16 protein-coding genes are annotated in these 16,917 nt (G+C 65.6%); 3 read left to right on the top strand and 13 right to left on the bottom strand.

The window, feature by feature from the left end:
- Window positions 1–3: 3 nt before the first annotated feature.
- From AC1G9C_RS04775 to grpE, 8 genes are all read right to left on the bottom strand, one after another.
- Complete coding sequence (locus AC1G9C_RS04775; protein ID WP_397486320.1) at window positions 4–444, bottom strand: DUF4149 domain-containing protein; 441 nt, start codon at window positions 442–444, stop codon at window positions 4–6.
- Window positions 422–898: a transcription elongation factor GreA gene (gene greA / locus AC1G9C_RS04770; protein ID WP_021444612.1), complete on the bottom strand. Its 477-nt coding sequence runs from the start codon at window positions 896–898 to the stop codon at window positions 422–424. Before greA ends, AC1G9C_RS04775 begins: the two co-directional genes overlap by 23 nt.
- A complete protein-coding gene (carB, locus tag AC1G9C_RS04765) occupies window positions 895–4,116 on the bottom strand; it encodes a carbamoyl-phosphate synthase large subunit (RefSeq protein ID WP_480409584.1) in 3,222 nt (1,073 codons plus the stop codon). The genes greA and carB overlap by 4 nt, the downstream gene beginning before the upstream one ends.
- 31 nt (window positions 4,117–4,147) lie before the next feature.
- Complete coding sequence (gene carA, locus AC1G9C_RS04760; protein ID WP_480409583.1) at window positions 4,148–5,296, bottom strand: glutamine-hydrolyzing carbamoyl-phosphate synthase small subunit; 1,149 nt, start codon at window positions 5,294–5,296, stop codon at window positions 4,148–4,150.
- 209 nt (window positions 5,297–5,505) lie between these two features.
- Complete coding sequence (gene dapB, locus AC1G9C_RS04755) at window positions 5,506–6,309, bottom strand: 4-hydroxy-tetrahydrodipicolinate reductase (protein WP_457787895.1); 804 nt, start codon at window positions 6,307–6,309, stop codon at window positions 5,506–5,508.
- A gap of 63 nt (window positions 6,310–6,372) precedes the next feature.
- Entirely contained in the window at window positions 6,373–7,500 is a 1,128-nt protein-coding gene (dnaJ, locus tag AC1G9C_RS04750) for a molecular chaperone DnaJ (protein WP_031303276.1), read from the bottom strand.
- Between the two features lie 134 nt (window positions 7,501–7,634).
- A complete protein-coding gene (dnaK, locus tag AC1G9C_RS04745; RefSeq protein ID WP_480409582.1) occupies window positions 7,635–9,551 on the bottom strand; it encodes a molecular chaperone DnaK in 1,917 nt (638 codons plus the stop codon).
- A gap of 99 nt (window positions 9,552–9,650) precedes the next feature.
- Window positions 9,651–10,220 carry a nucleotide exchange factor GrpE gene (gene grpE / locus AC1G9C_RS04740; protein ID WP_021444618.1) on the bottom strand — a complete coding sequence of 190 codons (570 nt, stop codon included), beginning with the start codon at window positions 10,218–10,220 and terminating at the stop codon, window positions 9,651–9,653.
- A gap of 158 nt (window positions 10,221–10,378) precedes the next feature.
- On the opposite strand from grpE, the gene recN reads away from it, so the two are divergent.
- Entirely contained in the window at window positions 10,379–12,055 is a 1,677-nt protein-coding gene (gene recN / locus AC1G9C_RS04735) for a DNA repair protein RecN (RefSeq protein WP_021444619.1), read from the top strand.
- 124 nt (window positions 12,056–12,179) lie between these two features.
- Here recN and fur read toward each other — a convergent pair whose 3' ends face one another.
- Window positions 12,180–12,584 (bottom strand): ferric iron uptake transcriptional regulator, encoded by a 405-nt coding sequence (gene fur, locus AC1G9C_RS04730; RefSeq protein ID WP_031303278.1) that lies wholly within the window; start codon window positions 12,582–12,584, stop codon window positions 12,180–12,182.
- A gap of 94 nt (window positions 12,585–12,678) precedes the next feature.
- On the opposite strand from fur, the gene AC1G9C_RS04725 reads away from it, so the two are divergent.
- Complete coding sequence (locus tag AC1G9C_RS04725) at window positions 12,679–13,197, top strand: outer membrane protein assembly factor BamE (protein WP_021444621.1); 519 nt, start codon at window positions 12,679–12,681, stop codon at window positions 13,195–13,197.
- Between the two features lie 59 nt (window positions 13,198–13,256).
- Here the strand turns inward: AC1G9C_RS04725 and AC1G9C_RS04720 are convergent, their stop codons facing one another.
- Genes AC1G9C_RS04720 through AC1G9C_RS04710 form a run of 3 tightly spaced genes read right to left on the bottom strand, consistent with a single transcriptional unit; the run spans window position 13,257 to window position 15,408 of the window.
- The gene (locus AC1G9C_RS04720) at window positions 13,257–13,577 is read right to left on the bottom strand and encodes an RnfH family protein (protein ID WP_021444622.1); all 321 of its coding nucleotides are present in this window, start codon (window positions 13,575–13,577) and stop codon (window positions 13,257–13,259) included.
- Window positions 13,570–14,004 (bottom strand): type II toxin-antitoxin system RatA family toxin, encoded by a 435-nt coding sequence (locus tag AC1G9C_RS04715; RefSeq protein ID WP_021444623.1) that lies wholly within the window; start codon window positions 14,002–14,004, stop codon window positions 13,570–13,572. The genes AC1G9C_RS04720 and AC1G9C_RS04715 overlap by 8 nt, the downstream gene beginning before the upstream one ends.
- On the bottom strand, window positions 14,005–15,408 hold the full coding sequence (locus AC1G9C_RS04710; RefSeq protein ID WP_480409581.1) for a sodium-dependent transporter: 1,404 nt from the start codon (window positions 15,406–15,408) through the stop codon (window positions 14,005–14,007).
- A gap of 126 nt (window positions 15,409–15,534) precedes the next feature.
- Between AC1G9C_RS04710 and smpB the strand changes: the two genes are divergently transcribed.
- Window positions 15,535–16,017 carry an SsrA-binding protein SmpB gene (smpB, locus tag AC1G9C_RS04705; protein WP_021444625.1) on the top strand — a complete coding sequence of 161 codons (483 nt, stop codon included), beginning with the start codon at window positions 15,535–15,537 and terminating at the stop codon, window positions 16,015–16,017.
- A gap of 79 nt (window positions 16,018–16,096) precedes the next feature.
- Here smpB and AC1G9C_RS04700 read toward each other — a convergent pair whose 3' ends face one another.
- The gene (locus AC1G9C_RS04700) at window positions 16,097–16,870 is read right to left on the bottom strand and encodes an FCD domain-containing protein (RefSeq protein WP_021446392.1); all 774 of its coding nucleotides are present in this window, start codon (window positions 16,868–16,870) and stop codon (window positions 16,097–16,099) included.
- Window positions 16,871–16,917 lie beyond the last annotated feature (47 nt).

The raw sequence follows: 16,917 nt of genomic DNA, 5'->3' as shown, positions 1-16,917 counted from the left end.
GCATCAAGCCCCGCGCGTTTGCCCCGGCACGGGCTGCAGCACCAGCAGCAGCCCGCAGAATGCCATCACCAGGTAGCTGAAGCGTAGCCACTGCCCGGCCTCCGGCCAGTAGCGCAGCACCACGCCATAACTCAGCGCCATGACCGCCACGGTCAGCAGCAGCTGACCGCGCAAGTCGCGCCAGAGGCTGACCAACCCCTCGCCGCGCAGCAGCGCCACCACCTGCACGCCGACGCAAACGGCAGTCATCCCCACCAGCAGCGGCACCAGCCGCGTGGCGATCTCCTCGACCAGCAGCGGCGCCAGGCCAAGCTGGCCGATGGCCGGCAGGATGACGAACTGCAGCAACCACAGGCCACCGACCCAGAGCGTCTGGGCCAGCTGCCAGCTGACGGCGCCGGCCCGCGACGGCTGGCTCAGCTTATAGGTGGCGGACTTCGACAATCTCGTACTCGATCAGGCCGCTGGGCGTCTGCACGGTCACCACGTCGCCCTCTTCCTTGCCCACCAGGGCGCGGGCGATGGGCGAGCCGACGGAGATCTTGCCCTGCTTGATGTCGGCCTCGTCCTCGCCGACGATCTGGTAGGTCACGCTTTCGTCGGTCTCGACGTTGGCGATTTCCACCGTGGTGCCGAAGATCACCTTGCCGGTGTGGGCGATGCTGGTGACGTCGATGATCACCGCATTCTGCAGGCGGCCTTCGATGTCACGGATACGCGCCTCGACCATGCCCTGCTGCTCGCGCGCGGCATGGTATTCGGCGTTTTCCTTGAGGTCGCCAAGCTCGCGCGCCTCGCCGATGGCCTGACTGAGCTGCGGGCGCAGCACCTTGGTCAGGTGCGCCAGCTCCTCTTCCAGGGCGCGCGCGCCCTGGACGGTCATGGGGTATTTATTCATGCCTTGATTCCTGCATGCAGATCCTGCAGCCGGCGCACGGTCTTCTCGGGACCGAACTTGAGCGCCTCGCAGACCGCCTGCCCCGCCGCGATGGTGGTGGTGCAGTAGATCTTGTGCTGCAGAGCGTTACGACGGATCGAGTAGGAGTCAGCGATGGACTGACGCCCCTCGGTGGTGTTGATGATCAGGGTGACTTCGTCGTTCTTGATCATGTCGACCACATGCGGACGACCTTCGGTCACCTTGTTGACCCGACGCACCGGCAGCCCGGCGGCCTCGATCACCTTGGCGGTGCCGGCGGTGGCGACCACCTCGAAGCCCAGCGCCACCAGGTCGCGGGCGACCTGCACGGCTTCCGGCTTGTCGTCTTCGCGGACGCTGATAAAGGCACAGCCGGAGTTCGGCAGGATCTCGCTGGCGCCCAGCTGGGCCTTGGCGAAGGCCTCGCCGAAGCTGTCGCCGACGCCCATGACTTCACCGGTGGACTTCATTTCCGGGCCGAGGATGGGGTCGACGCCCGGGAACTTGGCGAAGGGGAACACCGCTTCCTTGACGCTGAAGAAGGGCGGGATGATTTCCTTGGTGTAGCCGACCTCGGCCAGGCTCTTGCCGGCCATGACCCGAGCGGCCACCTTGGCCAGGGACTCACCGACGCACTTGGAGACGAACGGCACGGTACGCGAGGCGCGCGGGTTCACTTCGATGACGTAGATGTCCTCGCCCTGCACGGCCATCTGCACGTTCATCAGGCCGACCACGCCGAGCTCCAGGGCCATCTTCTTGACCTGCTCGCGGATCTCGTCCTGGATGTGCGCCGGCAGCGAGTAAGGCGGCAGCGAGCAGGCGGAGTCACCGGAGTGCACGCCGGCCTGTTCGATGTGCTGCATGATGGCGCCGATCACCACGGTCTCGCCGTCGCACACCGCATCCACGTCCACCTCGATGGCGCAGTTGAGGAAGCGATCGAGCAGCACCGGGCTGTCATTCGAGACTTTGACGGCCTCGCGCATATAGCGCTTGAGCTCTTCTTCCTGGTAGACGATCTCCATCGCCCGGCCGCCCAGCACGTAGGACGGACGCACGACCATCGGGTAACCGATGCCCTTGGACAGGGCCAGGGCCTCGTCTTCGCTGCGCGCGGTGGCGTTGGCCGGCTGGCGCAGGCCGAGGCGCTGGACCATCTGCTGGAAGCGCTCGCGGTCTTCGGCGCGGTCGATGGCCTCGGGGCTGGTGCCGATGATCGGCACACCGGCCTCTTCCAGGGCGCGGCAGATCTTCAGCGGGGTCTGGCCGCCGTACTGCACGATCACGCCCTTGGGCTGCTCGACGCGGACGATTTCCAGCACGTCCTCCAGGGTTACCGGCTCGAAGTACAGGCGGTCGGAGGTGTCGTAGTCGGTGGAGACGGTTTCCGGGTTGCAGTTGACCATGATGGTCTCGTAGCCGTCTTCCCGCATGGCCAGCGCCGCATGCACGCAGCAGTAGTCGAACTCGATGCCCTGGCCGATACGGTTGGGACCGCCGCCAAGGATCATGATCTTGTCGCGGCTCGACGGCGCGGCCTCGCACTCTTCCTCGTAGGTCGAGTACATGTAGGCGGTGTCGGTGGCGAATTCGGCGGCGCAGGTGTCGACGCGCTTGTACACCGGCAGCACTTTGAGCTTGTGACGGTGGGCGCGCAGGCTCTTCTCGGAGACGCCGAGCAGCTTGGCCAGACGCGCGTCGGAGAAACCCTTGCGCTTGAGCTTGAACATCAGCTCAAAGTCGATGGCGGACAGACCGAGGGTCTTGACCTTCTCCTCTTCCCTGACCAGGTCCTCGATCTGCACCAGGAACCACTCGTCGATGCGGGTCAGCTCGAACACTTCGGCGACGCTCTTGCCGGCGCGGAAAGCATCGGCCACGTACCAGATGCGGTCGGCACTGGGCACGGTCAGCTCGCGACGCAGGGTGCTCTCGGCTTCCGGGTCATTGAGGTCGAGCTTCGGATCGAAGCCGGCAACGCCCACTTCCAGGCCGCGCAGAGCCTTCTGCACCGACTCCTGGAAGGTACGGCCGATGGCCATGACTTCACCCACGGACTTCATCTGGGTGGTCAGGCGGGCGTCGGCCTTGGGGAACTTCTCGAAGGCGAAACGCGGAATCTTGGTCACGACGTAGTCGATGGCCGGCTCGAAGGATGCCGGGGTGCGACCGCCGGTGATGTCGTTGGAGAGCTCGTCGAGGGTGTAACCCACGGCCAGCTTGGCGGCGATCTTGGCGATCGGGAAGCCGGTGGCCTTGGAGGCCAGCGCCGAGGAGCGCGACACGCGCGGGTTCATCTCGATCACCACCATGCGCCCGGTGTTCGGGCAGATGCCGAACTGCACGTTGGAGCCGCCGGTTTCCACACCGATCTCGCGCAGCACCGCGAGCGAGGCGTTGCGCATGATCTGGTATTCCTTGTCGGTCAGGGTCTGCGCCGGCGCGACGGTGATCGAGTCGCCGGTGTGCACGCCCATCGGGTCGAAGTTCTCGATGGAACAGACGATGATGCAGTTGTCCTTCTTGTCGCGGACCACCTCCATCTCGTATTCCTTCCAGCCGATCAGCGATTCGTCGATCAGCAGCTCGTTGGTCGGCGACAGATCCAGACCACGGGCGCAGATTTCCTCGAATTCCTCACGGTTGTAGGCGATGCCGCCGCCGGTGCCGCCCATGGTGAAGCTCGGGCGGATGATGCAGGGAAAGCCCACCATCTCCAGCACGCCGTAGGCTTCTTCCATGCTGTGGGCGATACCGGAGCGCGGGCAGGCCAGGCCGATGGATTTCATCGCCTTGTCGAAGCGCGAACGGTCTTCGGCCTTGTCGATGGTGTCGGCGTTGGCGCCGATCATCTCGACGCCGAACTTCTCCAGCACGCCGTGGCGCTCCAGGTCCAGGGCGCAGTTCAGCGCGGTCTGGCCGCCCATGGTCGGCAGCAGGGCGTCCGGGCGCTCCTTCTCGATGATCTTGGCCACGGTGGCCCACTTGATCGGCTCGATGTAGGTGGCGTCGGCCATCGACGGGTCGGTCATGATGGTGGCCGGGTTGGAGTTCACCAGGATGACGCGGAAACCTTCTTCCTTCAGCGCCTTGCACGCCTGGGCGCCGGAGTAGTCGAACTCGCACGCCTGGCCGATGACGATGGGGCCGGCGCCGAGGATCAGGATGCTTTTGATATCTGTACGTTTTGGCATGGGGTAACTCTCGAATTCCTGGACTCAGCGATCAGCGACGGGCCGCCATGGCGGAGATGAAGCGGTCGAACAGCGGGGCCACGTCGTGCGGGCCGGGGCTGGCTTCCGGGTGACCCTGGAAGCTGAACGCCACCTTGTCGGTACGCTCGATGCCCTGCAGGGTGCCGTCGAACAGCGACTTGTGGATCGGCCGCAGGTTGCCCGGCAGGCTGTTCTCGTCCACGGCGAAACCGTGGTTCTGGCTGGTGATCATCACCACGCCGGAATCCAGATCCTGCACCGGGTGGTTGGCGCCGTGGTGGCCGTGGCCCATCTTCAGGGTCTTGGCGCCGGAGGCCAGGGCCAGCAGCTGGTGGCCGAGGCAGATGCCGAACACCGGAATCTCGGTCTCGAGGATTTCCTTGATCGCGGCGATGGCGTAGTCGCAGGGCTCGGGGTCGCCGGGGCCGTTGGAGAGGAACACGCCGTCCGGGTTCAGCGCCAGCACGTCCTTGGCCGGGGTCTGCGCCGGCACCACGGTCAGGCGGCAGCCGCGGGCGACCAGCATGCGCAGGATGTTCAGCTTGACGCCGTAGTCGTAGGCGACCACGTGGTACGGCAGTTCGGCCGCGGCGATTTCCGGGTGGCTGTCGCTGTCCAGGTTCCACACGCTGGAGCGCCACTCGTAGGGCTGCTCGCAGCTGACCACCTTGGCCAGGTCCATGCCCTTGAGGCCCGGGAAGCTGCGCGCCAGCTCCAGCGCCTTTTCCTCGGTGGCGCCTTCGCCCACCAGGATGCAGCCGTTCTGCGAGCCCTTCTCACGCAGGATGCGGGTCAGGCGGCGGGTGTCGATGCCGGCGATGGCGACGGTGCCGTTTTCCTTGAGGTATTCGTCCAGCGGCTGCTTGTCGCGCCAGTTGCTGGAGATCAGCGGCAGATCGCGGATGATCAGGCCGGCGGCCCAGACGCGGTTGGACTCGGCGTCCTCCGGCGTGGTGCCGGTGTTGCCGATATGCGGGTAGGTCAGGGTGACGATCTGCTGGGCATAGGAAGGATCGGTGAGGATTTCCTGATAGCCGGTCATGGCGGTGTTGAACACCACCTCTCCGATGGTCTGGCCATCGGCCCCGATGGATTCGCCGCGAAAGATGCTGCCGTCAGCGAGGGCCAGAATGGCGGGTTTAGGGGCTGGCTTAGTCAAGAAGACCTCCGTCTCGATCAAGGCTTGAAGCAAACGCAGATTGTAAAAAAGCGGGATGACGTGTGAAGGTCATCCCGCTTTTTTATCAGAGCCATTTCTGCGTAACTTTTAGTGGACACACTAAAGCGGGAAGCTTACAGGAAAAGGCCTTTTCGGTCCACCGCAAGATGGCGAGCGGACATAAATCCACTGCCATGCGACATCCTGCCTCAGCGCAGCTCCAGCACATCCTGCATGTCATACAGCCCTGGCTGGCGCTTTTGCAGCCACAGCGCCGAACGCACCGCCCCCTTGGCGAAGGTCATGCGGCTGGAGGCCTTGTGGGTGATCTCCACCCGCTCGCCGTCGGCGGCGAACAGCACGGTGTGGTCGCCGACCACGTCGCCGGCACGCACGGTGGCGAAGCCGATGGTTTCGCGCGCCCGGGCGCCGGTCTGGCCTTCGCGACCGTACACCGCGACCTTCTGCAGGTCGCGGCCGAGGGCATCGGCCACCACTTCACCCATGCGCAGCGCGGTGCCGGACGGCGCGTCGACCTTGTGCCGGTGGTGGGCCTCGATGATCTCGATATCGACATCGTCGCCCAGCACGCGAGCGGCGGTGTCCAGCAGCTTCAGGCAGAGGTTGACGCCGACGCTGAAGTTGGCGGCGAAGACGATGGGAATCTGCTTGGCCGCCTCGCTCAGCAGCTGCTTCTCTTCCGCGGTGAAGCCGGTGGTGCCGATCACCATGGCCTTGCCGGCGGCGCGGCAGATTTCCAGGTTCTTCAGGGTCACCGAGGGGTGGGTGAAGTCGATCAACACGTCGAACTCGGCGGTCGCGGCGGCGAGATCGCCGACCAGCGCCACGCCGATCTTGCCCAGGCCGACCAGTTCGCCGGCATCGGCGCCGATCAGGCTGCTGTCCGGGCGGTCGATGGCGGCGGTCAGCTGCGCGCCCTCGGCCTGGCGCACGGCTTCGATCAGGGTCTTGCCCATGCGCCCGGCGGCGCCCATCACTGCAATACGTTGCATAGCATCAGCTCCAAGCTGCAAACCTCAAGCTGCAAGCCATGCCTGCAGCCTGAGGCCAGGGTTTTATACGTCGCCGAAGAAGCGCTTGACGCCTTCGAACCAGCCACTGGCCTTGGGCGAGTGGGAGTCGTCGCCCTGCAGCGACTTGCGGAACTCGTCGAGCAGCTCGCGCTGGCGCTTGTTCAGGTTGACCGGGGTTTCCACCGCCACCCGGCACATCAGGTCGCCCGCCGCACCGCCGCGTACCGGCGCCACGCCCTTGCCGCGCAGACGGAACAGCTTGCCGGTCTGGGTGCCTTCGGGGATCTTCAGCTTGACCCGACCGTCGAGGGTCGGCACTTCCAGCTCGCCGCCCAGCGCTGCATCGGCGAAGCTGATCGGCACCTCGCAGTACAGGTGCTTGCCGTCGCGCTGGAAGATCGCGTGCTCGCGCACGTTGACCACCACGTAGAGGTCGCCGGCCGGCCCGCCATGGGAGCCCGCCTCGCCCTCGCCGGACAGGCGGATGCGGTCGCCGGTGTCGACGCCCGGCGGCACCTTGACCGACAGGGTCTTGCTCTCTTCCACCCGACCCTGGCCGTGGCAGCTGCCGCAGGGGTCGGTGATCATCTTGCCGCTGCCGTGGCAGCGCGGGCAGGTCTGCTGCACCGAGAAGAAGCCCTGCTGCATGCGCACCTGGCCGATACCGCCGCAGGTGGTACAGGTCACCGGACTGGTGCCCTTCTTCGCACCCGAACCATCGCAGGTCTTGCAGCCGACCAGGGTCGGCACGCGGATGGTCACGGTGGTGCCGCGCACCGCCTCTTCCAGGTCCAGCTCCAGGGTGTAGCGCAGATCCGAGCCGCGCTGGGCGCCACCGCGCGAACCGCCGCGGGCGCCGCCGAAGAAGTCGCTGAACACGTCGCCGAAGATGTCGGAGAAGTTGGCGCCGCCGAAACCGGCGCCACCGCCGCCGCCCATCTGCGGGTCGACGCCGGCATGACCGTACTGGTCATAGGCCGAACGCTTGCCGGCGTCGGAGAGCACTTCGTAGGCCTCGTTGGCCTCCTTGAATTTCTCCTCGGCGCCCTTGTCGTCCGGGTTGCGGTCCGGGTGGTACTTCATCGCCAGGCGCCGGTAGGCCTTCTTCAGCTCGGCCTCGCTGGCGCCGCGCTCCACACCCAGGACTTCGTAATAGTCTCGTTTTGCCATAGTCGTGCTGCACTCTCAGATTCGTGAGCTCCAGATACGCCGACGCGGGAGAGGGCTCCCGCGCGGCGAATCCTGCCCGTCGCCAGGCGACGGTGGAGCGAAAGCAGGGGCGGTTCGCGTGCGAACCGCAGCCCTTACTTGTTCTCCTTGACCTCTTCGAACTCGGCGTCGACCACGTCGTCGGCGGCGCCTTTGGCATCGCCGTCACCCGGCTGGGCGGCGCCGGCCTGCGGCTGCTCGGCGTACATCTTCTGCGCCAGCGGCGTGGTGGCCTCGGACAGGGCGTTCATCTTGGCTTCGATGGCGGCCTTGTCGTCGCCCTTGAGCGCGACTTCCAGATCGCCGATGGCTTTCTCGATGGCCGCCTTCTCGGAGGCGTCAGCCTTGTCGCCGGCCTCGGTGAGCATCTTGCGGGTGGCGTGCACCAGCTGATCGCCCTGGTTGCGCGCAGTGGCCAGCTCCTCGAACTTGCGGTCTTCCTCGGCGTTGGCCTCGGCGTCGCGGATCATCTGCTCGATCTCGTCCTCGGACAGGCCGGAGTTAGCCTTGATCACGATGGACTGCTGCTTGCCGGTGGCCTTGTCCTTGGCGGACACGTGGAGGATGCCGTTGGCGTCGATGTCGAAGGTCACTTCGATCTGCGGCACACCGCGCGGGGCCGGCGGAATCTCGGCCAGGTCGAACTTGCCCAGCGACTTGTTCTGCGCGGCCTGCTTGCGCTCGCCCTGCAGCACGTGGATGGTCACCGCGCTCTGGTTGTCGTCGGCGGTGGAGAACACCTGCGACTTCTTGGTCGGGATGGTGGTGTTCTTCTCGATCAGCGCGGTCATCACCCCGCCCATGGTCTCGATACCCAGGGTCAGCGGGCTGACGTCGAGCAGCAGCACGTCCTTGACGTCGCCGGCCAGTACCGCGCCCTGAATGGCGGCACCCATGGCCACGGCTTCGTCCGGGTTGACGTCCTTGCGCGCTTCCTTGCCAAAGAATTCGGCGACGGTCTTCTGCACCAGCGGCATGCGGGTCTGACCGCCGACCAGGATCACGTCGTCGATCTTGGCCACGTCGATGCCGGCGTCCTTCAGCGCGATGCGGCACGGCTCGATGGTGCGCTGCACCAGGTCCTCGACCAGCGACTCCAGCTTGGCGCGGGAGATCTTCACGTTGAGGTGCTTGGGCCCCGAGGCATCGGCGGTGATATACGGCAGGTTGACGTCGGTCGACTGACTGGAGGACAGCTCGATCTTGGCCTTCTCCGCGGCTTCCTTCAGGCGCTGCATGGCCAGCGGGTCGCCCTTGAGGTTCATGCCGGTTTCTTTCTTGAACTCGTCGACCAGGTAGTCGATCAGGCGAATGTCGAAGTCCTCGCCACCGAGGAAGGTGTCGCCGTTGGTGGCCAGCACCTCGAACTGGTGCTCGCCATCGACTTCGGCGATCTCGATCACCGACACGTCGAAGGTACCGCCGCCCAGGTCATAGACGATCACGGTGTGGTCGCCCTTGGCCTTGTCCATACCGTAAGCCAGCGCCGCCGCGGTCGGCTCGTTGATGATGCGCTTGACGTCGAGCCCGGCGATGCGGCCGGCGTCCTTGGTGGCCTGGCGCTGGCTGTCGTTGAAATAGGCCGGAACGGTGATGACGGCCTCGGTGACCGGCTCGCCCAGGTAGTCCTCGGCGGTCTTCTTCATCTTCTTCAGCACTTCGGCGCTGATCTGCGGCGGCGCCATCTTCTGGCCGTTGACCTCGACCCAGGCGTCGTTGTTGTCGGCCTTGACGATCTTGTACGGCACCATCTGGATGTCTTTCTGCACCACTTCTTCGTCGAAGCGACGGCCGATCAGACGCTTCACCGCGTACAGGGTGTTGTGCGGGTTGGTCACCGCCTGGCGCTTGGCCGACTGGCCGACGAGGATTTCGCCATCGTTGGCGTAAGCGATGATCGACGGCGTGGTGCGCGCGCCTTCGGCGTTCTCGATCACCTTGACGTTGCCGTTTTCCAGAATGGAGACGCAGGAGTTGGTGGTCCCCAGGTCGATACCGATGATTTTGCCCATGAATGTTCTCCCGAAACTTTGATTTTTCCGCTGCCTGGTTTCGCCGGCGGCGGTAGCACTAAAACGCTTGACTTAGAAATGGGGACGGCGCGGCGGATTTCAAGCCTGCTCGTCGATGGACGGCGGCGGCGTCAGCGGCGCCTTGCTAACCACGACCATGGCCGGACGCAGCAGGCGACCGTTGAGCAGATAGCCCTTCTGGAACACCTTGAGCACCGAGTTGGGCTCGGCGTGGATGCTCTCCTCCATGGCCATGGCCTGGTGGTGTTCCGGGTTGAACGGCGCACCGTGCGGATCGATGGCTTCCAGCTGGTAGCGCGCCAGGGTGTCGTGGAACAGCTTGAGGGTCAGCTGCATGCCTTCGCGCACCGCCTTGATCGCCTCGTCGTCCGGGCTGGACAGCTCCAGGCCGCGCTCCAGACTGTCGACCACCGGCAGCAGGTCGTTGGCGAATTTTTCCAGGGCGAACTTGTGCGCCTTCTCCACGTCCTGCTCGGCGCGGCGGCGCACGTTCTGCAGGTCGGCAGCCATGCGCAGCGACTGATCCTGCGCAGCGGCCAGTTGCTCTTCCAGCGTTTGCACGCGAGCAGCCAGGTCGTCGCCCGCCGCCGCGGCCTCAGCCGCCTGCGCCTCGGGGTTCTGCGTATCCAGGGTCTGTTCGTCAGCCATGCCTCTCTCCTCTCGAATAAACCGGCGCGAACTCGACTCGCGCACCTGCCCGCCTATATGGAGCCAAATCCCCAGCTTTCAAGGGGCGATAGGGAGGATTGTCAGGAAAAGAAAAAACACTGTATAAATAACCAGACTTCACTTCGGGAGCGTTCGCCATGCTGGTGCACCTGTCCATTCATAACTACGCCATCGTCGACCACCTCGATCTCGAGCTGGACCGCGGCATGAGCGCCATCAGCGGCGAGACCGGCGCCGGCAAGTCGATCATGCTCGACGCCCTCGGCCTGTGCCTGGGCGACCGCGCCGACAGCGGCGTGGTGCGCCCCGGCAGCGACAAGGCGGACATCCTCGCCAGCTTCGACCTGAGCGACATCGCCGAAGCCCGCGCCTGGCTCGCCGAACGCGACCTGGACCACGACGGCCCGTGCATCCTGCGCCGAGTGATCACCGCCGAGGGCCGCTCGCGCGGCTATATCAACGGCACGCCCTGCCCACTGGGCGACCTCAAGGCCCTCGGCGAGCTGCTGATCGATATCCACAGCCAGCACGAGCACCAGTCGCTGCTGAAGACCGACACCCATCGCCGCCTGCTCGACGAATACGCCGCCAGCCAGGAGCTGGCGCGCCAGGTACAACTGGCCGCGCAGCGCTGGAAGCAGACGCGCAACGAGCTGCAGCGCGTTTCCAGCCAGGGCGACGAGCAGCGCGCTCGCCATCAATTGCTCAGCTACCAGCTGGAAGAACTGGACAACCTGGCCCTGGGCGAGCACGAACTGGAACAGTTGGAACAGGAGCACAAGGCCCTGAGCAACGCCGAAGCCCTGCTCGGCGCCTGCCGTCAGGTGCTGGAGCTGTGCAGCGAGAGCGATGCCGGCAACGTGCTGTCGGCACTGACCGCCAGCCTCAATCGTCTCGGCGGCTTCGCCGGCCAGGGCGGCGCCCTCGGCGAAGCCAGCAACCTGCTGGCCAGCGCACAGATCCAGGTGGAAGAAGCGGTCGGCGAGCTGAACCGCTTCCTCGATCACTTCGACGCCGACCCCGAGCGCCAGCAATACCTGGAAGAACGCCTGGACAGCATCTACACCCTGGCGCGCAAGCACCGCATCCAGCCCGGCGAACTGGCCGCCCTGCAGCAGCAACTGTTCGAGGAGCTGGAAGGGCTGAACGCCGACGACCAGGCCGGCGAGCGCCTGGCCGAGGAGCTGGCCGCCTACGCCCGCCACTACCGGGAAAAGGCCGAAGAACTCAGCGCCCTGCGCGCCCAGGCCGCCGCGCGCCTGAGCGCCGCGGTGGAGCAGGAGATGCAGGCGCTGGGCATGCCCGGCGGGCGTTTCAGCATCCAGCTGCAACCGCTGGACAGCGACGAGCCGCAGGCCGGTGGTCTGGAGAGCGTGGAGTTCCTGGTCAGCGCCAACCCCGGCCAGCCGCTGCGTGCGCTGGCCAAGGTGGCCTCGGGCGGCGAACTGTCGCGCATCAGCCTGGCAATCCAGGTGATCACCGCGCAGACCTCGCGCGTGCCGACCCTGGTGTTCGACGAAGTGGACGTCGGTATCGGCGGCCCCACCGCCGAAGTGGTCGGCCAGTTGCTGCGTCGCCTCGGCGAACGCGGCCAGGTGCTGTGCGTCACCCACCTGCCGCAGGTGGCCGCGCAGGGCCATCAGCACCTGTTCGTGCACAAGCGCCGCGACGAGGACGCCACTGCCACGGCGGTGAGCAAGCTGGACAACGACGGCCGTATCGAGGAAATCGCGCGCATGCTCGGCGGCGTCGATCTGACCAAGGAATCCCTGGCCCACGCGCGCAAGATGGTGAGCAAGGCCCAGGCCGCCTAAGCGGAGCCTGGCCCGGATGCGATCCGGCAATGCTCGGCATGCCCGCTGGCCTTCATCCGGGCAACGGAAAACCGAAAAACAAAAAGGCGACCCTCGGGTCGCCTTTTTCATTGCAGCAGAAGCATCAGCTCTTCTTGCGCACGTACAGCACCAGATTGTGATCCACCAGCTCGAAGCCGTGCTCCTTGACGATCTCCTTCTGGCGCTTCTCGATCTCCGCATCGAAGAACTCGATCACTTCGCCGGAATCCACGCAGACCATATGGTCGTGGTGGCCGCTGTCGGCCAGCTCGAACACCGCGTGACCGCCGTCGAAGTTGTGGCGCACCACCAGGCCGGCCGCTTCGAACTGGGTCAGCACGCGGTACACGGTGGCCAGGCCGACGTCTTCGCCGGCTTCCATCAGTGCCTTGTAGACGTCTTCCGCACTCATGTGACGGTGCTCGGCGTTGTCGAGCATCTGCAGGATTTTCACCCGTGGCAGAGTCACTTTCAGTCCAGCTTTGCGCAGTTCGCTATTTTCAACCATGGTCTGCTTTCTCATGGATGCTGCTTCGCAGCACCCTTCAATACGGGTATGATCCGGGGTTCAAGTTGCCCAAGATAGTGGAAGTCACCCTCCGATGCAAAAAACCAAGCTCTTGCTGACCAGCCTGTCGCTGACCGGGCTCTTCGCACTCGCCGGTTGTTCATTCCCCGGGGTTTACAAGATCGACATCCAACAGGGCAATGTCGTGACACAGGACATGATAGACCAGCTGCGCCCGGGAATGACCCGACGCCAAGTGCGGTTTATCATGGGCAATCCGCTGATCACCGACACCTTCCACGCCGACCGCTGGGACTACCTCTACAGCATCCAGCCGGGTGGCACTCAGCGCCTGCAGGAGCGCGTCAGCCTGGTGTTCGACGGCAACGATCAACTGGTCGGCCTGGCCGGCGACTTCATGCCCGGCGTCAGCCGCGACCAGGCGATTCTCGGCGAGGACAGCGGCGTGACCACCCCGCAAGCCCAGCCGCAGCAGCAGGACGACACCCCGCCCGCACCGGGCTCGCTGCTGGAGCAGATCCAGCGCGAAGTGGACCAGGTGGAGACCGTACCGGTACCGGTACCGGAGCCACTGGATACCGATCCGCAGTAACACCCAGACATAAAAAAGCCCGGAGCGATCCGGGCTTTTTTATGTCTGGCGGGCGCTTCTCAGACCTGCTCTCCGCCTTCTTCTTTCGCCTTGGCCTTGGCCGCACGCTGTTTGCGCACTTCCTTGGGGTCGGCGATCAGCGGCCGGTAGATTTCCACCCGTTCGCCCTCCTCCAGCACCCGCTCCTCGGGCTTGGCCACCGCCTTGCCGAAGATGCCCAGCGGCGCCTGCTGCAGGTCCAGGCCGGGAAAATGCTGCTGCATGCCCGAGAGCAGCGCCGCCTCGCGCACCGTGGTGCCGGCCGGCACCGACAGGCGCAACAGCTTCTGCTTGTCGGCCAGGGCGTAGACCACTTCGATGGCGATGTTGCGCTTATCCATACAGCTGCTTGGCCCTTTGGCAGAAGGCGTCGACCAGGGTGTTGGTCGCCTGGTTGAACAGAGGCCCCAGGGTAGCGCGCACCAGCGGGCCGGCATAGTCGAAGGAGAGGTCCAGGCTGATCTTGCAGGCCTTGTCGCCGAGCGCCTTGAACTCCCACACGCCGTGCAGGCGGGTGAACGGGCCCTCCTGCAGGTTCATCTCGATGCGCTGCCCGGGCTGCAGCGTGTTGCGGGTGACGAAGCGCTGGCTGAGGCTGCCCTTGGCCACCTCCAGGCTGGCCAGCATATGGACCTCGCTGACCTCCAGCACCTGGCTGGCGCGGCACCAGGGCAGGAACTCGGGATAGCTGGCCACGTCGTTGACCAGGTCGAACAGTGCCTGCGCCGGATAGGGCAGCAGCGCCGAGCGTTGGATGCGCGTGGTCATTTATTTGCTCAGCTCCGCGACAAAGACGATCAGCACGCCGATCGGCGCCACCACGCGAATCAGCCAGAGGGCCAGATTGAACAGCAGTGGGCTGCTGATCGCCAACTCTTCACGCACCGCATCACGGCTCAGCACCCAGCCGGCGAACAGGGCGAAGGACAGCCCGCCCAGCGGCAGCAGGATGCGGCTGGTGAGGTAGTCGATGCTGTCGAAGAAGGTCTTGCCGCCCTCGGCGCCCCACTGCAGCAGGTGGAAACCGTCATCGGCGAAGACGAAGAACTTGGCCTCGGCCCAGAGGTTGAACGACAGCACGGTGCCCATGCCCACCAGCCAGCACAGCAGCGCCAGCACGGCGGTCACCTGCGCGCGGCTGCGCGCGGTCTTCTCGACGAAATAGGCCACCGCCGGCTCGAGCATGGAGATCGACGAACTCCAGGCCGCCACCGCCACCAGCACGAAGAAGATCAGCCCCATGACCTGGCCGAAGGCGATATTGCCGAAGGCAATGGGCAGGGTGACGAACATCAGGCCCGGACCGCCGCCCGGCTCCAGGCCGGCGGCGAAGACGATGGGAAACAGCGCCAGCCCGGCGGTCAGCGCCACCAGGGTGTCGAGCAGGCCGACGGTGAGCACCGTGGCACCGATCGAGGCCCGCTTCGGCATGTAGGCGCCGTAGACCATGATCGAACCGACGCCGACGCTGAGGGTGAAGAAGGCGTGGCCCATGGCGGCGAGGATGCCGTCCTGCACCTTGCTCGGATCGAAATGGAAGAGGAAGTCGAAGCCCTGCCAGAAGTGCCCAGTGGTGAAGCTGTACCCCAGCAGCACCAGCAGCAGGACGAACAGCAGCGGCATCATGATGCGCAGGCTGCGCTCCAGGCCGGCGACCACGCCCTTGGCGATGACCACGGCAGTCAGCAGCATGAACAGGCTATGCCACAGGGTCAGGCGCCAGGGATCGCCGGTCAGGCCACCGAAGGCGGCGCCGGCGCCGTCGGCCGTGACCCCGGTAAAATCGCCGCGGCCCATGCCCAGGATGTAGTCCAGCGACCAGCCGGCCACCACGCTGTAGAACGACAGGATCAGCAACGCGGCGACCATGCCCACCAGCGCCGCCAGCGACCAGTGCTTCGAGGCGCCGGCCTCGACGGCCAGGCTCTTCATGGCGTTGACCGGACTCTGCCGGCCGCGGCGGCCGATCAGGGTCTCGGCCAGCATGATCGGCACGCCGACCAGGGCGATGCAGAACAGGTACATGACGACGAAGGCCCCGCCGCCGTAGACCCCGGTCATATAGGGAAACTTCCAGATATTGCCGAGGCCGACCGCCGAGCCGGTGGCCGCCAGGATGAACACCCAGCGACTGGCCCAGGCACCGTGAATCGAGACTTTGTCGTTCGCCATATGCGGCCAAACCCATGCTGCGGGAAAAAAGATCGCGCATTGTCGGAGATTCGCCGCATGGGCTCAAGTTCGGCGCCGGCTACGCCCATAGCGCAGGCGTTGGCGACTCCCTATAATGCGCGCCCTATGGCTAAGCAAAAGAAACATCCCCAAGGCACCATCGCGCTGAACAAGAAGGCGCTGCACGACTACTTCATCGAACACAAGTTCGAGGCCGGCCTGGTGCTGTCCGGCTGGGAAGTGAAAAGCCTGCGCGCCGGCAAGGCGCAGCTGGTGGACAGCTACGTGCTGCTCAAGGACGACGAGGCCTGGCTGATGGGGGCGCACATCACCCCGCTGCAGACCGCCAGCACCCACGTCATCGCCGACCCGACCCGCACCCGCAAGCTGCTGCTGAACAAGCGCGAGCTGGACAAGCTGTTCGGCTCGGTGCAGCAGAAGGGCTACACCTGCGTGGCGCTGTCGCTGTACTGGAAGCAGCACCTTGTCAAGTGCGAGATCGCCCTGGCCAAGGGCAAGAAGGACTTCGACAAGCGCCATGTCGAGAAGGAACGCGACGCCGACCGCGAAGTGCAGCGCGCCATGCGCAGCAAGGGCAAGGACGACTGAACACTCGGTAAGGTGTCGCGGCGCCGCCCAGGCCGCGCACCCCTGAACGCCCGCAGCGCCAGGGCGGTGCGCTGGCGTCCTAGGGCCTGACCGCGCCGCGCCGCTGCGCCCGCTCCACCCGCCGAGCCTCCAGCTGCACTTCCGCCAGCACTTCCTGCACGTAGTCGATATGCCGATCCGACAGCGCCCGGGCGTCCTCGGCGCGGCCCTCGACTATCGCCTCGTACAGCGCGCGGTGCTGGCTGATCAGCATGTCGCGGGTCTCCTCGCGCTGGGCGTACATGCCGCCGATATTGGTCACCACGTTGCGTTTGAGCAGGTCGAACAGGCCGCGGATAGTGTGCAGCAGCACGGCGTTGTGGCTGGCCTCGGCGATGGCCAGGTGGAAGCGCGCATCGGCGGCGCCCTCCTCGGCGCGGGTGACCTTGCCGACCCGCGTGTAGCAGTCCTGCAGCGCCTGGAACGCCTCGGTCAGGCGCTGGCGGTCGATATCGGTGGCGCGCTTGGCAGCGTAGTAGGCGCAGGAGCCTTCCAGGGTGTGGCGGAACTCCAGCAGGTCGCGCTGGGCGTCCTCCTTGTTTTCCAGCAGCTGCATCAGCGGGTCGCTGAAGGTGGAGCCGAGCGATTCGGCGACGTAGTTGCCGCCGCCCTGGCGGCTGACCAGCAGGCCCTTGGCCACCAGCTTCTGGATCGCCTCGCGCAGCGACGGGCGCGACACGCCGAACTGTTCGGCCAGGGTGCGCTCGGCAGGCAGGCGCTCGCCGGCACGCAGGGTGCCTTCGAGGATCATGGTTTCCAGTTGCGCGACGATATCGTCCGATAAACGGCGCTGCCGCACCTGCCCTACTTCCATCCCGAACTTCTCCATTGGTTTGACCAGGCCACCAGCAGGCCTGGCCC

This window comes from Pseudomonas sp. ABa2, assembly GCF_056676075.1.
Note: the sequence above shows the minus strand (reverse complement) of the source record. Positions and strands in the feature narration are given on the sequence as shown.